14 protein-coding genes are annotated in these 17,217 nt (G+C 70.0%); 3 read left to right on the top strand and 11 right to left on the bottom strand.

Annotated elements, in window-relative coordinates:
- Nucleotides 1-142: 142 nt before the first annotated feature.
- The 3 genes from CWT12_RS07155 to CWT12_RS07165 all read right to left on the bottom strand — a co-directional run bounded on the left by CWT12_RS07155 (nt 143) and on the right by CWT12_RS07165 (nt 2,291).
- A complete protein-coding gene (locus tag CWT12_RS07155; protein ID WP_161924271.1) occupies nt 143-796 on the bottom strand; it encodes a TetR/AcrR family transcriptional regulator in 654 nt (217 codons plus the stop codon).
- A gap of 272 nt (nt 797-1,068) precedes the next feature.
- On the bottom strand, nt 1,069-1,332 hold the full coding sequence (locus tag CWT12_RS14365) for a zinc-binding dehydrogenase (RefSeq protein ID WP_257505926.1): 264 nt from the start codon (nt 1,330-1,332) through the stop codon (nt 1,069-1,071).
- A gap of 86 nt (nt 1,333-1,418) precedes the next feature.
- Nucleotides 1,419-2,291: a 16S rRNA (uracil(1498)-N(3))-methyltransferase gene (locus CWT12_RS07165; RefSeq protein WP_161924273.1), complete on the bottom strand. Its 873-nt coding sequence runs from the start codon at nt 2,289-2,291 to the stop codon at nt 1,419-1,421.
- A 55-nt stretch (nt 2,292-2,346) separates the two neighbouring features.
- On the opposite strand from CWT12_RS07165, the gene CWT12_RS07170 reads away from it, so the two are divergent.
- The gene (locus CWT12_RS07170; RefSeq protein ID WP_161924274.1) at nt 2,347-3,195 is read left to right on the top strand and encodes a YggS family pyridoxal phosphate-dependent enzyme; all 849 of its coding nucleotides are present in this window, start codon (nt 2,347-2,349) and stop codon (nt 3,193-3,195) included.
- 50 nt (nt 3,196-3,245) lie between these two features.
- Here CWT12_RS07170 and dnaJ read toward each other — a convergent pair whose 3' ends face one another.
- Both dnaJ and hrcA read right to left on the bottom strand, forming a co-directional pair.
- A complete protein-coding gene (dnaJ, locus tag CWT12_RS07175) occupies nt 3,246-4,367 on the bottom strand; it encodes a molecular chaperone DnaJ (protein ID WP_161924275.1) in 1,122 nt (373 codons plus the stop codon).
- Between the two features lie 44 nt (nt 4,368-4,411).
- Nucleotides 4,412-5,473: a heat-inducible transcriptional repressor HrcA gene (hrcA, locus tag CWT12_RS07180; protein ID WP_161924276.1), complete on the bottom strand. Its 1,062-nt coding sequence runs from the start codon at nt 5,471-5,473 to the stop codon at nt 4,412-4,414.
- Between the two features lie 176 nt (nt 5,474-5,649).
- On the opposite strand from hrcA, the gene CWT12_RS07185 reads away from it, so the two are divergent.
- The gene (locus tag CWT12_RS07185) at nt 5,650-6,756 is read left to right on the top strand and encodes a DUF3097 domain-containing protein (RefSeq protein ID WP_202616166.1); all 1,107 of its coding nucleotides are present in this window, start codon (nt 5,650-5,652) and stop codon (nt 6,754-6,756) included.
- Nucleotides 6,757-6,950: 194 nt separating this feature from the next.
- Nucleotides 6,951-8,888 carry a subtype A tannase gene (locus CWT12_RS07190; RefSeq protein WP_161924277.1) on the top strand — a complete coding sequence of 646 codons (1,938 nt, stop codon included), beginning with the start codon at nt 6,951-6,953 and terminating at the stop codon, nt 8,886-8,888.
- Between the two features lie 69 nt (nt 8,889-8,957).
- Here the strand turns inward: CWT12_RS07190 and CWT12_RS07195 are convergent, their stop codons facing one another.
- From CWT12_RS07195 to glf, 6 genes are all read right to left on the bottom strand, one after another.
- Nucleotides 8,958-10,361, bottom strand: coding sequence for a sodium:proton antiporter (locus CWT12_RS07195; protein WP_161924278.1), 1,404 nt, complete (start codon nt 10,359-10,361; stop codon nt 8,958-8,960).
- A 259-nt stretch (nt 10,362-10,620) separates the two neighbouring features.
- The gene (hemW, locus tag CWT12_RS07200; RefSeq protein ID WP_161924279.1) at nt 10,621-11,889 is read right to left on the bottom strand and encodes a radical SAM family heme chaperone HemW; all 1,269 of its coding nucleotides are present in this window, start codon (nt 11,887-11,889) and stop codon (nt 10,621-10,623) included.
- A complete protein-coding gene (trmB, locus tag CWT12_RS07205; protein WP_161924280.1) occupies nt 11,886-12,794 on the bottom strand; it encodes a tRNA (guanosine(46)-N7)-methyltransferase TrmB in 909 nt (302 codons plus the stop codon). The genes hemW and trmB overlap by 4 nt, the downstream gene beginning before the upstream one ends.
- 88 nt (nt 12,795-12,882) lie before the next feature.
- The gene (locus CWT12_RS07210; protein ID WP_161924281.1) at nt 12,883-13,752 is read right to left on the bottom strand and encodes an MOSC domain-containing protein; all 870 of its coding nucleotides are present in this window, start codon (nt 13,750-13,752) and stop codon (nt 12,883-12,885) included.
- Between the two features lie 94 nt (nt 13,753-13,846).
- Nucleotides 13,847-15,718: a translation elongation factor 4 gene (gene lepA, locus CWT12_RS07215; RefSeq protein WP_161924282.1), complete on the bottom strand. Its 1,872-nt coding sequence runs from the start codon at nt 15,716-15,718 to the stop codon at nt 13,847-13,849.
- 230 nt (nt 15,719-15,948) lie between these two features.
- On the bottom strand, nt 15,949-17,103 hold the full coding sequence (gene glf, locus CWT12_RS07220) for a UDP-galactopyranose mutase (protein ID WP_161924283.1): 1,155 nt from the start codon (nt 17,101-17,103) through the stop codon (nt 15,949-15,951).
- Between the last annotated feature and the right edge of the window lie 114 nt (nt 17,104-17,217).

Here is a 17,217-nt window from a genome sequence, read left to right on the forward strand (position 1 = left end):
GAATATAGGGGCGCCATACCTGCAAGGCAAGGCCCTCCTGCCTGCGTCTCCGCGCACTTGCCGAGCATCGTGTGCCATCCCTGTACGGCAAGGCCGCCCCGCCTTGTGCGCGCAAACTCCCGGCGACTCAGCCTGCGGCTCCCTAGGCCCGGGAGTCGGAGTCGGTAGCGTCGAGTTGCCCACTGGCGACGCCGTCTTGTCCGCCGAGCTCGCCGGTCAGGTAGTGCTGGATCACCGGCCCGACGGCGGCCGCAAGTTCCTCCGGGCTCGCGGCGGATACGGCGTCGAGGCGGGCGACCCAGCGCGTCATGCCCAGTCCCACCAGGTGGCCCGCAACCAGTTGGGAGCGCAGGCGGACTCGGTCTGGGGCTACTTTCGCGACCAGCGGGGTTATCAGAGCGCCGACCACGAGTTCACGCACTCGCCCCACCATGCCCTCGTTGGTCAGTGCCGCGCGCAGCAGCGCAGAGAAGCGGTCCTGGCCCATGCGATCCCACTGAGTGATGAACACGCGCACCAGTGCCCCTCCCTGCTGACAGGCGGGCAGGCGTCGGACTTCGTCAAGCGCACTCGGGTCCATCGGCGGCCCGTCTGGCCCGTCATAGACCGCCTTCACGAACAGGTCGGAGCGCTCCGGGAAGTAGTGGTGCACCAGTGCCGGATCGACGCCCGCCTCGCGTGCAATGCCGCGCAGCGAGGTGTTGTAGCCGTCGCGGGCGAAGGCGGCGCGGGCCGCCTCCAGAATCGCCCGCCGGGCATCCGGGCTCCCGGCCCGCCTACGACCCCGCGTGCCCATCTCACCCTCCTGCGCGACTATTGATAGGTCGAAGGATACGTTCGGTGTCGCCCTGCTGCCGAGCTTCAGCAGACAACCGCCACCCACCGACACGGCGTCCGCACCCAAAAGTGTCCATCTCTCGCCACTTTCAGATATCGACTCAGCGGATCCCGCAACAACAACGGCTCTATAGCAGGCACAACTGTGGTTCCTCCGGCGAACGAATGGGCACCGCACCGTCAAAGTGGCGACGGATGGACACTTTTCCGCCGAACACACCCCACCCGAGCTCACGCACCGACCGATCCGGCCACGTCGCAGACGAGCTTGCCGATCTGGTGGCCCCGGGCGAGTCGGGCGTAGGCGGCGGGCACCTCGTCCAGCGGCATAGTCTCAGCCACGCAGGTGTTAAGCCTCCCGCCAGCGACGAGCTCCAGCAGCTCGGCAAGCATGGCGGCCAGGTCGGGCCGCCCGTCATAAAGGCCGGGCCGCCGGTGAGGGCGAGCGCACCCAGTTTCGCGCCGTCGCCGACGCTCGTGCGGCCGGTGAGTCATGGACAGTAATAGGCGCGGCCCTCGGTGTCTCGAAGCAGGCCGCGCACAAGCGTTTCGGCCACTCGTCCCCCTGCTAGAGACCCGCCTCAGCCCCACAGGCCGGCGCGCTGCGCGAGGACCGCGAGCGCCACCGGCCCGGCCGAAGCCGTACGCAGCACATGCGGCCCCAGACGCACCGTGGTCGCCCCGGCATTCTCCAGCGCCGCCACCTCTGCGGGGCTGATCCCGCCCTCGGGCCCGACGACGACGGCGAGCACCGGCACCTCTCCCGCACCGCCAGCACCCCCCTGATGGTCGCCCTCGGTTGTGCCAGCCGCTTCCGATGCCGCCGCTCCCACGCGCATCTCCGGCAGCGCCACGTCGCCGACCGGCCTGGTCGCCTCCTCGTGCAGGATCAGCACCGTCCCGCCGGCCTCGCACACCTGACGCACCCAGTCGGTCAGCTCGGCGGTGGTGAGCAGCTCCGCGATCTCGGGCACGCGCGCCCGCCTCGCCTGCTTGGCGGCCTCGCGGGCGGCTGCCTGCCAGCGCTGACGCCCACGGGCAGCCTTCACACCCCGCCACACCGCCACGCAGCGCTCAGCCGACCAGGGCACGATCAGGTCCGCACCGACTTCGGTGGAGGTCTCCACCGCCTGCTCGTCACGCCCGCCCTTGGCCAGCGCCTGCACCAGCGCTAGGCGTGGCACCGCCTGGGGTTCCGCCAGTCGTTCAGCCACGCGTACGGCCAACCGCTCTCGGCGCCCCCCTTCTGCGACGGCGTCGGTCACCTCACATACCAGTCGTAGGCCGGCGCCGTCGACCAGGTCCACCCGTTCTCCCGGTCGCAGCCGCCGCACGGACACCGCATGGTGCGCCTCAGGGCCAACCAGCGTGAGCAGGCTCCCCGGACCCGCCGTGTCGGCCGCCCCGGCGGGCTCGACGGTTTCGGGAGTGAAAACGAATACAGGCGCGGTCACCTCCTCAGGGTACGTTGGCCGACGCGCCCACACCGCAGTGCTAGCGTCACGGAACATGACCGATCCCGCGCCCGTAGCGCCCTCCCCGAAGCCCGCCGCCCCGTCATCCGCACTCCCGCCCACTGATCACGAAGCCGCGGGCCCACTGACTGAGTCGGCGGCGCCGAATGCCACCACCATCGAAGACTTCCGACGCAACCTTGCCGCCGTGCGCGCCCGCATCGACGCCGCCGCCCGCGCGGCCGGCCGGGATCCGGCCGAGATCCGGCTGCTGCCGGTGTCCAAGACGGTACCGGAGGAGCGGCTGCGGGCCGCCTACGCCGCCGGCATCACCCAGATGGGCGAGAACAAGGTGCAGGAGGCCAAGCGGAAGGCTACGAATCTGGCCGACCTGGGCATCCACTGGGCGCTGATCGGCCACCTGCAGACCAATAAGGCCAGGGATGCGGCCGCCTTCGCCGACGAGTTCCAGGCGCTGGACTCGCTGCGCGTGGCCGAGGCCCTCGACCGGCGGCTGCAGGCGGCCGGCCGCGGCCTGGACGTGTACGTGCAGGTCAACTCCTCCGGTGAGCCCTCCAAGTTCGGCCTGGAGCCGGACGCCGTGGCGGATTTCCTGGCGGCCCTGCCGGCCTACTCCTCCCTGCGGGTGCGCGGCCTGATGACGCTGGCCGCACATACCGACGACGCCGACCGCATCCGTGAGTGCTTCCGGATCATGCGCTCCCTGCGAGACGCCGGCCTGCAGGCGGGCACCGTAGGCGACGGGCAGCTGTCCATGGGCATGAGCGGCGACTTCGAGCTGGCGATCGCCGGCGGCTCGACGTGCGTGCGCGTGGGCCAGGCGATCTTCGGGGCGCGCCCCGCCACGGATTCGCCGCAGCGGCCTGCAAGCAGTGCCCATTAGGCGCCCGCGGGCGGTCCGGCAGCGGCCAGGCCGCCGCCGCGCGCGGCCGGTCAGCGGCCGGAGAGCTTCTCCTTGAGCTTGCCCATGACTGACTCGTCCTTGGGCGCCTCGTATCCGTCCTCCCCGCGCAGTGAGGCCAGCTCGGTCAGCAGGGCACGCTGCCGGTCGTTCAGGCGGGTGGGGGTCTCCACCACGATCTGTACGCGCAGGTCGCCGCGGCCGGGCCGGCGCAGCCGCCCCACGCCCAGGCCAGACAGGACGATCTCGTCCCCTCCCTGGGTGCCGGCGCGCACGGAGACGCTGCGGTCGCCGTCGAAGGTCTCCAGCGGGAAGGTGGCGCCGAGCGCGGCAGCGGTCATGGGCACGCGCAACTCGGTGTAGAGGTCGTCGCCCTCGCGGGTGAAGGACTCGTGCTCCCTCTCGTGGATCTCCACGTACAGGTCGCCGTTGGGGCCGCCGGCGGGTCCGGCCTCGCCGCGCCCGCCCATACGGATGCGAGTGCCGGTGGACACCCCGGCGGGGATGTTGATGTCAATGGGAGTGCGCACGTGCTTGCGGCCCTCGCCGTCGCACTCCTTGCAGGGGGAGGCGATCACGGTGCCGTAGCCCTGGCAGCGCGGGCAGGGGCTGGAGGTAACCACATTGCCCAGCAGGGACCGTTGCATGCGCTGGACGGAGCCCTGCCCATTGCACTCGGCGCAGGTGACCGGGGAGGTGCCCGGGGCACAGCAGGAGCCGTTGCAGGTATCGCACGTGACGTAGGTGTCCATGGTGACGGTCTTGGTGGTGCCGAAGACGACGTCGGCCAGGTCCACGTCCACGGCCAGCAGTGAGTCCTGGCCGCGGCGGGTGCGGGAGGCCGGCCCGCGGGAGGCGGCGCCCCCGAAGAAAGCCTGCTGGAACAGGTCTGAGAAGCTGCCGAAGTCCCCGGTGAAGCCGCCGCCGAAGCCGTTGTTGCCGTGCAGGGCGTCCTCGCCGCCCAGGTCGTACATCTTGCGCTTCTCTGAGTCCGAGAGGACCTCGTAGGCGGTGGATACCTTCTTGAACTCGTCCTCGTGCCCCGGTCCGGCGACATCGGGGTGCAGCTGGCGGGCCTTCTTGCGGTAGGCCTTCTTGATCTCCTCGGCCGTGGCCTGACGGGTTACGCCGAGGACGTCGTAGTAGTCGCTCACGCTTGCTGGTGTTCCTTCATGGTGGGGTTGTGTGGGTGGCCGGCTCAGCCCGCGGCGGTTTCAGAGTCGGTAAGGAATCTGGACAGGTAGCGGGCGACGGCGCGGACAGCCGCCATGGTGGCCGGGTAGTCCATACGGGTTGGGCCGATGACGCCCAAGTGGGCGACTGCGTCTCCCGGTCCGTAGGCGGCGGAGACCACGGAGGCCTCTGCCAGGGCATCCTCGTGCGTCTCCGAGCCGATCCGCACGGTGGTACCGGTGTCATCCTCCTCACCGATGCGGGCGGCGTCAGCGGAGCTGAACAGCCGCAGCAGCACCACCTGCTCCTCAACCGCGTCCAGGAGTGCGCCGATGGCGGTGAAGTCCAGGGAGCGGGCGAGGTTAGCGGTGCCTGCAACCACGATGCGCTCCTCGGCGTCGGGGCGCAGCGCGGCGATCAGCTCATCGGTGACGGCCGCCAGTACGGCCCGCTCGTCGTCGGGAGCCTGCTCGGCAAGCGCCGCGAGCACCGGAACGACCTCGGCTGCGCGCCGACCTACCAGGGCGGTATTCAGTCGCAGGCGCAGCCGCTCCAGCACTGCGGGGTCGACCAGCCCGTCGGGGCCGCGTCCGGACAGGCCGACGGTGCGCTGCTCCACCCGGCCGGTGTCGGTGATGATGATCAGCAGTAGGCGGGTGGGTCCCAGGGCCACCAGCTCCAGGTGGCGCAGGGTGGTGCGGCGCAGGCTGGGGTACTCGACGACGGCGAGCTGCCCGGTCAGCTGCGCCAGCGCGCGCACGGTGCGGGCGACCACCTGCTCCAGGTCCACAGCCCCGGAGAGCAGGGCGTTGATGGCGGCCCGCTCGGGAGCGGACAGGGGCTTGATGCGCGCGACCTCGTCGACGAAGCGGCGGTAGCCCTTCTCGGTGGGGACGCGGCCGGCACTGGTGTGCGGCTGGTGGATATAGCCCTCATCCTCCAAGGTGGCCATATCGTTGCGGATGGTGGCCGGAGACACGCCCAGCTGGTAGCGCTCCACCAGGGCGCGGGAGCCGACCGGCTCGCGGGTGCGTACATAGTCGGTGACGATGGCGGACAGCACCTTCAGACGGCGATCGTCCGACATGGGGCTCTCCTTCCTCGTCTGCGGTGCGGCCTTGGCGCGGCGGGCGTCCCTGCCGACGCGCTCGGCCGCAGCACTGGCCGGTGTGGTTAGCACTCCTGGTACTTGAGTGCCATCCTACGCCGCGGTGCGGCGAGTCAGCAGGGCCAATCGCGTGACCTTCCCCTACCGTGCCCTGAGTGAACACGACACCGTCCCGCCGACTGGGCCCCGTCCCCGGGTCCACCGCCGCCCGCCGTCAGGCCCTGCGTGAGCAGGCCGCCCGCCAGCAGGCCGCTTCACAGCGCAAAGACGGTCCGGCGGGCGCGGGCGGTGCCGCCACGGCCTCCAGGAGGTCCACGGCGGGAGGCGGTGGCCGGGCCGATGCCACTGCCTCGCCCGCGCGTCCCTCGGCGGGCAACCGGTATGGCGGGGACGTGCTGTCGGTGGACCCGCATCGCGTGGGCCCGACGGCGGTGCGACCAGAGTCGGTGCATGTGCACCTCAAGCGCGGCATGGTGCTGGAGGACCGCCAGACCGGATTCGTGGGAGCGGCTGTAGCCGTGGAGAAGTCCGGGGGCAAGCACCTGGTGGTCCTGGAGGACCGGCGGGGCGTACGGCGCGCCTTCCCGCTCGGTCCGGGCTTCTGGCTGGAGGGGCGGCCCGTAATCCTGGATCCGCCCGCCCCGCGCAAGCGTCCACCCGCCGGTCCGGTCAGTGCCGGCGGGCGCAGGCTGACCGCCTCGGGCTCCTACGCCGTTGAGGGCGAGCGGGCCCGGGTGGCGCGAGCCTCGCGGATCTGGGTGGAGGGCAGGCACGACGCCGAGCTGGTGGAGAAGGTGTGGGGCGATGACCTGCGCCATGAGGGCGTGGTGGTGCTCATGCTTGAGGGGGTCGACAACCTCGAGGAGGCAATGGCCCAGTTCGGGCCGGCGCCGCAGCGGCGGGCAGGTGTGCTCGTGGACCACCTGGTGCCAGGTTCTAAGGAGTCGCGCATCGCCGAGCAGGTACGGTCTATGCCGGGCGGGGAGAACGTGCTGATCCTCGGCCACCCGTATGTGGATGTGTGGCAGGCGGTGCGGCCTGACCGGCTGGGGCTGCGGGCCTGGCCGGAGATTCCTCGCGGCACGGACATCAAGCACGGAACCCTGGAGGCTCTCGGGTGGCCGCATGCCGACCAGGCCGATATCGCGCGCGGCTGGCAGCGGATCCTGGCCACGGTGCGCTCGTATAAGGACCTGGAGCCGAGCCTGCTGGGTCGCATGGAGGAGCTGATCGACTTCGTCACCGCCCCCGGCACCCACTGATAACGCGCCCTCCTCCCTGCTCCCGCACCCAAATGCCGAGATCGGTAGAAGTAGCACCTACCACTGGGCATGGCCGCATCCCCACGAGCCATGCAGCCTCATAAGCGACTCACAGCAAAATCCCCGGGTGCCGCTCAGAAGACACCGGTTGCATCCTGCCTGTCACCCTGACGTCGACTGGAAGGAATCCGACGATGATCTTCTCACGACGCACCGTAATGCGCGCGGTGCCGGTGGCGACGCTGCTCGGCGTCGCGGGCCTGGCCGCCTGCTCCACCGACTCCGGCGGCTCGACCAATACCTCGGGGTCCACCGCCGCCCCCACCACCAGCACCGATCTGGCGCTCAACCCGGCGGCCTGGAGCTACGACGCTGACGGCAACGTCTACTACCAGCTGGGCCTGTCCTACGTCGCCTCCCCGCAGGACACCAGCTACGAGACCCTGGGCGTCTTCGTGCCCGGCGCCTACATGTCCTCCACCGACAACGGTGACGGCACCTTCACCGCCGAGGTCGCCTTCGACGGCGCGGTGGGCGACTGGACGGCGTCGACGGCGCCGATCGTGCTGCCGGTCAACACCCCGGGCTACGCCGCCCAGCAGCCGCCCACCGAGTACTCCTACGACACCGTCGCGGCCTACATGGAGGCCGGCTTCATCTACGTACAGGCGGGCCTGCGCGGCAAGGACTCCACCACCGACGCGGCCCCCGGCAACGCGCCCTGGGGCGTGACCGACCTGAAGGCGGCCGTGCGCTACCTGCGTTACAACGCCGCCGCCCTTCCCGGCAACTCCGAGCAGATGTACGTCTTCGGCCACTCCGGCGGCGGCGCCCAGTCCGCGGTGATGGGTGCCTCCGGCGACTGCGCGCTCTACACCCCCTACCTGGAGGCACTCGGCGCAGCCACCACCGGCACCGATGGAGCCGTCCTTTCCGACGCGATCGCGGGGGCAATGTGCTGGTGCCCGATCACCAGCCTGGATGCTGCCAACGCCGCTTATGAGTGGAACATGGGCCAGTTCGCCACCACCGGCACCCGCGCGGAGGGCACCTGGACGGAGGCCTACTCCAAGAACCTGGCCGCCGCCTACGCCGAGCACCTCAACGGCCTGGGACTGGTCGACTCCGACGGCAACACCCTGGCCCTGGAGGAGTCCGCGGACGGGCAGTACCTGGCCGGCTCCTACTACGAGCACATGGTCGCCGTAGTCGAGCAGTCGCTGAACGACTTCCTGGCCGCGACCGAGTTCCCCTACACGCCCAGCTCCACCGAGATGGCCGGCATGGAGGCCCAGGGCAGCTCCGGCGCGCCCGCAGGCGGTCCGGGCAGGTCCGACGACAGCGTCGCCTCCGGCGCCCCCGGTGACGGCCAGGCCCCCGACGGCGCACCCACCGGCGAGGGCACGCAGGGTGCCCCCGCCGACGGCGGCCCGGACGGCGACGGTGCCACCGCTGGTGCGGGCCGCCCCGGGGAGGACTCCTCGGCGGTTTCCTCCGAGTCGGTCACCTACGCGACCGTCGCGGACTACATCGCGGCCCTGAATCAGGACGTGGATTGGGTCGCCTACGACTCCTCGACCAACACGGCCACGATCACCGGTCTGGAGGGCTTCATCACCAGCCAGAAGGCGGCGACGAAGGACGTGGGCGCCCTGGACGGCGTCGACCGCGGCCAGACGGAGAACACCGTCCTTGGAGTCGGGACGACGGCGATGCACTTCTCAGGGCTCTCCCGCGACGTGATCGCCGCCAACCAGGACACCTACGCCGCCCTGACCAACTGGTCCGACGAGTACGGATCGTCCGAGTACGACTCGGACTTTGCACAGACCGACGAGCTTGGCGTCGACGTGCTCACCCGCGAGCACATGTACGACCCCATGTACTTCCTGTCCAGCGCCTACGAGGGGGCCGGAACCTCGACGGTTGCGCCCAGCTGGCGCATCCGCACCGGCATCATGCAGGGCGACACCGCCAGCACGGTGGAGGTGAACCTCGCGCTCGCCTTGCAGGCGGCCGGTAAGTCGGTGGACTTCGCGACCATCTGGGGGCAGGGACACACGATGGCCGAGCTGACCGGCACGGGCGAGGAGAACTTCATCTCCTGGGTCAGTGAACGGGCAGCATCCTGACGCAGCAGGTGTATGGGGTCCGGGCACCAGTGGTGCCCGGACCCCGTAGACCGTTGAATAGCGGCGGCGTCAGGCGTCGGCCAGCGCCAGGCGGCGGCTGGAGCGCAGCAGCCGGATGTTGTTGGCCAGCAGCAGCAGCACTAGCACCACTCCGCTGAGCTTGGCCCACAGCGAGCCGGCGATGAACAACAGGACCATGGCCACCAGGATCGGCCCCAGGTACAGGTACGCGCGGGCGATATAGCCACCGAAGGATGGCATCTCCACGTTGCGTGCCTCGGCAACGGACTTGACCATGAAGTTCGGGCCGTTGCCGATGTAGGTCAGTGCGCCACACAGCACGGCGCCGAGCGATATCGAGCGCAGGTACAGCTCGGGCACGCCCGCGACTGTCGCGCCGCCCGGGTGCGCCACCTGACCGGCCATCTCGAAGAAGGTGGCGTAGGTGGGGGCGTTGTCCAGCATGGATGACAGCCCGCCGGTGAACACGAAGAACGTGATCTCGTTCAGCGGGAGGCTGCCGGCGATCTCGTCCAAGTAGCGCAGCGCCGGGATCATGGTCAGGAAGATGCCGATGAACAGGGCGGCGACCTCGGCGATCGGCCCCCACTCGAACTGGTTGTCCTCGAAGCGGGCTCGCTTGTCGCCCAGCGTGTAGGAGGCTCCGGCGGCGGCGAGCATGATGATCTCCCGCAGCGGGATCCAGTCGGTCAGTACGGCGTGCCCCTCCTCAATGGCCTCTGCGTCGATCGAGGGTGCGAAGGCAACGGCGGCGATGATGACGACGAACCAGATCAGGTTGGAGGCGCCCCGCAGGCCCAGGGGCTCGATCTCCGTCTTGTCGGCAAGAATGTCTGCGGCGGGCTCCTGTGAGTAGTACCAGGTGTCCAGCGCGAAGTAGCTCAGCAGCAGCATGGCGTTCACGAACAGCCATTCGAAGACGAGGCTGAAGGTCCAGGTGAAGGGCACGCCGCGCAGGAAGCCGAGGAACAGGGGCGGGTCACCGAGGGGCGTGAGCAGGCCGCCGCAGTTGGCCACCATGAAGATGGTGAACAGGACGGTGTGTACGCGGTACTCGCGCTCGCGATTGGTGTTCAGCAGGGGCCGGATCAACAGCATGGCGGCACCGGTGGTGCCCACGAAGCTCGCCAGCAGTGCGCCAATCGCCAGGAAGATGGTGTTATTGCGCGGGGTGGCCTGAATATCACCCTTGAGGAAGATGCCGCCGGAGACGACGAACAGCGCCAGCAGCAGCGAGATGAACTGTATGTACTCCACCACGGCAGCGAAGACGGGCTCCCAGCCCAGGGCGAACCACATCCAGATCGCCACGGGCACCCCCAGCACCAGGGCGACCGTCAGCTGGCTGGAGTTCTTCTCCCACCAGTGGGACGTCGCCGGGACCAGCGGGAAAACCGCGATCGAGGCGAGCATGACGACGAATGGCAGTATGGACCACCACTGCAACTCCACGTGAGACTCCTCAGTTCGGGGTCGGTGTGCTCGTCGCCCATCAATGATGCAGCGACGCTTGCCTCACCCTATGACGAGAATCGGTCCGGATCGCGAGACGCAGGCGTGCTTCCTGGCACACGGTGATCTGAAGCACGCCTGCTTCACCCGGCAGCAGGCGCACAGAGCCCTACGCATCACGGGCCCCCGCGCGGCGCCTCTTTCCCCGTTTACCGTGCGGTTCCCTGCACTCGGCGCCGTGCACAGGCGCTAGCACGCGTCACTGGGTGAGCCGATACGTGACCGTGTCCGCCATAAGCCTTCCGCGCAGTGTGAGCACGGCGCGGCCCGCCAGGGCGGCAGCACCGTCGAGCAGGCCCTGCGCCACGAGGCCTCCCACCACCGGCACGAGCCGCCGTGGGGTGCCCGACGCCGTCGCCGCCTCCCCCGGCCGCGTCAGACTCCGCAGGTCCAGACCCTCGCGCATGCGAATGCCGAGCATGACCCGCTCCAGTTCTCGTGATTCGGCATCGACGACCTCGTGCCCGGCCACGGGCAGCCGCCCGGCCGCCGCCTGCCCGGCCCAGGCCACCGGGTGCTTGGTGTTCCACATGCGCACGTCCCCCAGGTGGCTGTGCGCCCCCGGGCCGGCGCCCCACCAGTCCCAGTCGCGCCAGTAGGCCTGGTTGTGCACGCACTCATGCCCGGGCCGCGCCCAGTTGGAGATCTCGTACCACTCGTAGCCGGCCCCGCCCAGCAACGCGTCGGCCAGCTCATACTTGGCGGCCTCGTCGTCGTCCGTGGGCAGGGGCAGCTCCCCGCGGCGCACCTGCGTCCACATCCGCGTGCCCTCCTCGATCACCAGGGCGTAGGCGCTCAAGTGATCCGGGCCGATCTCCACCGCCGCCTCCAGGGAACGCCGCCAGTCGTCCAGGGACTCCCCCGGCGTGCCGTAGATCAGGTCCAGGCTCGTGGCCAGCCCGGCCCGGCGTGCCCAGGACACCACCTGCGGCACCCGCTCGGGGGTGTGGGTGCGGTCCAGCGTGCGTAGCACCTGCGGCACCGCCGACTGCATGCCGAAGGACACCCGGGTGAACCCGGCCTGTGCCAGGGCCGCCAGGTAGCGCTCGTCCACGGTCTCCGGGTTGGCCTCCGTGGTCACCTCCGCCCCTTCGTCCAGGCCCCAGGTCTCGCGCACCAGCTGCAGCATGCGGGCCAGGTCCCCAGCCGGCAGCATGGTGGGGGTGCCCCCGCCCACGAACACGGTTTGCGCCGCCCGCTGCGGCAGGCCGACCTGTTCCATGGCCGCCCGGGCCAGGCGCAGCTCGCCGGCGAGCGTGTCCACGTAGTCCCCCGCCGAGGCTCCGCCGCCCATGGCCAGGTTCGTGTAGGTGTTGAAGTCGCAGTAGCCGCAGCGCACCCGGCAGTAGGGCACGTGCAGGTACACCGCAAATGGCCGCTGCCCGCCCGACGACGCCGCAGCGCGCACCTGCTCGGGCAGCTCCCCCGCTCCGGGCAGGGGCTCCCCCGCCGGCTGCTGCGGACTCATAGGGCAACCGCCTCACGCCGGGGCGGCACCCACATCTCGCCGGTGCGCACCGCGGTCAGGTCGCGGATAGTACGGCCGGCACGAATGCCCTTCTCCTCAAAGCGGGTCAGTACCCGCCCCTCATAGCGCTGCGACCAGCCGCCTAGCACGCCGGCCGGCGAGCCGGGGTCGCGGCCATTACCCAGGCTGCCCTCCTCGGCAGTCCCGACGCCCAGGTCCGGGCGCGCCCCGGCGTCGGGGTAGCGGAAGTACGGGCCGGTGCAGTCCGCCTCCAGTCCCTCGGGCAGCGCGGAGGCGGCCTCCAGCACGTCGCGCATCTGCCAGGCATAGTCCGCCCAGTCGGTAGCCAGCCGCCACACCCCGCCGGGGCGCAGCACCCGGGCCACCGAGTCGGCGAAGGCGGCATTGACCAGCCGACGCTTGCGGTGCCGAGGCTTGCGCCACGGGTCCGGGAAGAACACCCACACCTCGCTGGCGCAGCCGACCGGCAGGGCGGTGGCCAGCAGCTGGGCGGCATCTGCGGGCACCACCCTGATATTGCGCAGGCCCGCCCTGCCGGCACCGGCCACGATCCGGGCGATCGCCGTCTCCCAGGCCTCAACAGCCAGGTGGTCCACCCCCGGGTGGGCGGCGGCGTGGGCCAGTATCGCCTCCCCCGCGCCCGAACCGACCTCCACGATGAGCGGACGCAACTGGCCTGCGTGCCCGAAGGCCGTTGCCGGGTCCAGCCGGAAGGAGGGGGCGACGGTGCGGATTGCATCGGCGCGGGGCACGTCGATCACGTACCTGTCCCTGTAACGCTCCAGGGCCCGTTCCTGCGCCTCGGTCAGGCGGCCGCCGGCCCGCGAGTAGGAGCGCACGCGAGCGCGGATGGCGTGAGAGCGGGGCGGGTGCTGCTGTGGCACTGGACCGGTTCCTCCTGGTTGTGTTCGAACGGCTTATACGGCCGGCTGAGCCGATTTCCCCTGCGGCAACTGCCCCAGCGCGTCCCGCTCAGCCGACCTGCTCGTGGGCGGCGGCCTGCACGTACTTCTTGGTGAAGGGGGCGATCACGCAGTTGCCGAAGATCTCCGAGTCCAGCATCCTCTGGGCGTCGCGCGGGTCGTGGTGGGCGAACCAGCGGGTGCAGGTGACCCGGTGCCCGGGCGCGCTGACCACCCGCACCTCATCACCTGCGCGCACCGTGCCCTCCTTGAGGACAGCCAGGTAGACGCCCACCCGGTTGCGGGAGGAGAAGACCTCCACCCAGTCGCCGCGTCCGACTCCGCGGGCGAAGGTCGCACAGGGATTGCGCACGCCGGTCACCCGCACGCGCAGCCCCTCGCCCCGCGGATCCCCGATAGACAGAACCGCACCGATCTCGACGTCGTCGATGCCGCCGGCCGGACCCGGCTCAATCGTCAGGTTCTCCCCCAGGGACCCGGGCGCGATACCGCCGAGCACCGCCGCCCAGTGACGCTGCTCGGCAGCGTCCAGGACGTACAGTGCCTTATCCCGGCCGCCGTGGTGGGCGTGATCGCCCTGCTGGTCACCGACGACGCCGAGCCGGTTCACCGCCGAGGGCCCCTCCAGGGGCGCCTTGTGGATGGCGGACAGGCCCGCCTCCCCGGCGTCGGGACGCACCCGCGCCAGGGCGCAGACGGCGCCGACGGTGCCCACCGGGTCGCCGTCGCGGAAGGGCGCGGGCTCGTCGGCATGACGCCCGTCGGCTCCCGCATGGGGCACGCCCAGGCGCCGCGCCAGGGTGGCGGTCAGCTCCAGCCCGGAACCGTCATCGGCCAGGGCGGCCTGCACCGTGCCCGAGGTGACCGGGACGCCGTCGATCCGCTCCGGGTCCCGCTCCACAGAGCCGGTTTTGCTCATATGTCCGCTCCTCGCTACCACGGCTAACGCCGCGCCGACGTCCGGCCCACCCTACTGCGGGCCACCCGCCCCGCCGAGGCGTTATCCGTCCGGGTTACTTTCCGGTGGGCTGATCCGCTCCGAGCACGGCGATGAAGGCCTCCTGTGGGACCTCCACGCGACCAACCGCCTTCATGCGTTTCTTACCCTCCTTCTGCTTCTCCAGCAGCTTGCGCTTACGGGTGATGTCACCGCCGTAGCACTTGGCGAGCATGTCCTTGCGCAGGGCCCGGATCGTCTCGCGGGCGATGATGCGGCTGCCCACGGCCGCCTGCACCGGCACCTCGAACTGCTGGCGGGGAATCAGCTCCTTGAGCCGCCGGGTCATCTTCTGCCCGTAGGACTGGGCCGAGTCCTTGTGAACGATGGCGCTGAACGCGTCCACCTTCTCCCCGTTAAGCAGAATGTCCACCTTGGTCAGGTCCGCGCTCTGGGTGCCGTCGGGCTCGTAGTCCAGGGAGGCGTAACCGCGAGTGCGTGACTTCAGGGCGTCGAAGAAGTCGAAGACGATCTCCGCCAGCGGCAGCCGGTAGCGCATCTCCACGCGGGTCTCGGACAGGTAGTCCATGCCCAGCATGGTGCCGCGGCGGGACTGGCACAGCTCCATGATCGCGCCGATGTACTCGCTGGGCGTCAGGATGGTGGCACGTACCACCGGCTCCTGCACGTCGCGGACCTTGCCCTCGGGGAACTCACTCGGATTGGTGACCGTGTGGACGCTGCGGTCCTCCATGGTGACCTCGTAGACCACGGACGGCGCAGTAGAGATGATGTCCAGGTTGAACTCGCGCTCCAGGCGCTCACGAATAATCTCCAGGTGCAGCAGGCCGAGGTAGCCGCAGCGGAAGCCGAAGCCCAGCGCCACCGAGGTCTCCGGCTCGTAAGTCAGGGCGGCATCATTGAGCTTGAGCTTGTCCAGGGCGTCACGCAGCGCCGGGAAGTCGGAGCCGTCCACGGGGAACAGCCCGGAGAACACCATGGGCTTAGGGTCCTGGTAGCCGGACAGCGGCACAGTGGCCGGGGCGGCGGCGGAGGTGACGGTATCGCCGACCTTGGACTGGCGCACGTCCTTCACGCCGGTGATCAGGTAGCCGACCTCACCGGCACGCAACCCCTGGGTGGGGGCCGGCTCAGGACTGATGACGCCGATCTCCAGCAGGTCGTGGACTGCTCCGGTGGACACCATCTTGATGCGCTCGCGCGACTTCAGGGCGCCGTCGACAACACGCACGTAGGTGACCACGCCCCGGTAGACGTCGTACACGGAGTCGAAGATCATGGCGCGGGCGGCGGAGTCGGGATCACCGGACGGCGGCGGGACCGCCTCGACGATCCGGTCCAGCAGCTCGGGCACGCCCGCCCCGGTCTTGCCCGATACACGCAGTACCTCCTCGGGCTCGCAGCCGATCAGGGAGGCGATCTCCGCCGCGTGCTGATCCGGCTCCGCCGAGGGCAGGTCGATCTTGTTCAGCACCGGGATGATCGTCAGGTCGCCCTCCATGGCCATGTACAGGTTGGCGAGGGTCTGCGCCTGGATGCCCTGGGCGGCGTCGACCAGCAGCACCGCGCCCTCACAGGCCGCCAGCGACCGGTTGACCTCGTAGGAGAAGTCCACGTGCCCGGGGGTGTCGATCATATTCAGCGCGTGGGCGCGCGTGACGCCGTCCTCCCCGGTCACCGCCCAGGGCATGCGCACGGCCTGGGACTTGATGGTGATGCCGCGCTCGCGCTCGATGTCCATGCGGTCCAGGTACTGGGCGCGCATGTCGCGCGGGGCGACTACGCCGGTGGCCTGGAGCATCCGGTCCGCCAGCGTGGATTTGCCGTGGTCGATGTGCGCGATGATCGAGAAGTTTCGGATCTGGGCCTGCTCGGTGGCTGCGGGGGCGACGGTTGCAGCCTGCTCGGACGTGGGGATCGGTGGCACGTGAATCGGTTCCTGGCTCTTCCTGCGGTCAGTGTGGATCAGTGTGGATCAGTGTGGACGTGCGGTCGGCTGGCGCCGCCAGCTTGAACGCGGTCTAGTCTCCCATGGACTGCCCGCGGGCCCCGCGTCAGGGCGCTGTGAGGTGCGGACCGGCCACGGCTCGCAGTGCTTCGCTCAGCTGCGTGCCGCCCGCGGGTGCGGCGCCAAACGGCGTTACTCGGCGGAGCGGCTCACCCGAACCACGGCCGCACCCGCTGCTCGAAGCTATGCAGGGCGGAGGCGATCGTCCGGTCCATGTCCAGATACTGGTAGGCGCCCAGGCGCCCGCCGAAGACGACTCGCTGCGGCTCCAGCTCTGCCGCCAGCTGCTGGTAGCGGGCCAGCCGCTCGCGGTCTGCGGGCGTGCCCACCGGGTAGCAGGGCTCGTCGTCGGGGCCCGCCATGCGCGAGTACTCCCGCATGATCACGGTGGCATCGTCGGGGTAGGCGCGCTCGGGGTGGTAGTGGCGGAACTCGTGCACCCGGGTGTACGGGACATCGGCATCGGAGTAGTTGATGACCGCGGTGCCCTGGTAGTCCCCTGTGGGCAGTACGCGTGTCTCGAAGTCCAGGGTGCGCCACGTCAGGGCACCGAGCCGGTAATCGAAGAAGCGGTCCACGGCGCCGGTGTAGACCACCGGCACCCGGTCCACGCAGGCGTCACGGGTCAGTACGCCGTCGGCCGCCAGAAAATCCGTCCCCAGGCGTACCTCTATGCGCGGGTGGTCCAGCATCCGCTCGACCCAGGTTCCGTAGCCGTCCACCGGGATGCCCTCGTAAGGGTCGGAGAAGTAGCGGCTGTTGTAGTTCAGGCGTACCGGCAGCCGGGTGATGATGCCGGCGCCCAGGTCGGTGGGGTCGGTCTGCCACTGCTTGGCGGTGTAGCCGCGGATGAAGGCCTCGTACAGGGGGCGGCCGATCAGGCTGACGGCCTTCTCCTCCAGGTTGGCGGGCTCGCCGGTGATCTCGGCGGCGTGCTCGGCGATGAGCGCCCGCGCCTGCTCCGGGCCGAGGGCGGCGTGGAAGAACTGGTTGATGGTGCCCAGGCTGATGGGCAGCGGGTAGATCTCCCCGGCATGGTTGGCGTAGACGTGGTGCCGGTAGTCGTTGAAGGCGGTGAACCGGTTGGCGTAGGCCCAGACCTGCTCGTTGGAGGTGTGGAAGATGTGGGAGCCGTAGCGGTGCACCTCGATGCCGGTGTCCGGATCCGGGTACGAGTAGGCGTTTCCACCCACGTGGTTGCGACGCTCAGCCACCACCACGTGCACGCCCAGCTCCTCGGCGGCGCGCTGGGCGACCGTGGCACCGAAGAGCCCCGAACCGACCACTACCAGATCCGCTCGCATCGCTAATGCCCTCCGTCGTCTCTCAGCGTGATCGCGCCAACGGCTGGCACCGGATCAGTGCTGAGCTGATCGCTGACTGATCGTGGCCGCGCGCGTGCCCGTCTCCACGGCCGC

Origin of the sequence: Actinomyces sp. 432 (assembly GCF_009930875.1) — a bacterium.
Classification (GTDB): domain Bacteria; phylum Actinomycetota; class Actinomycetes; order Actinomycetales; family Actinomycetaceae; genus Actinomyces.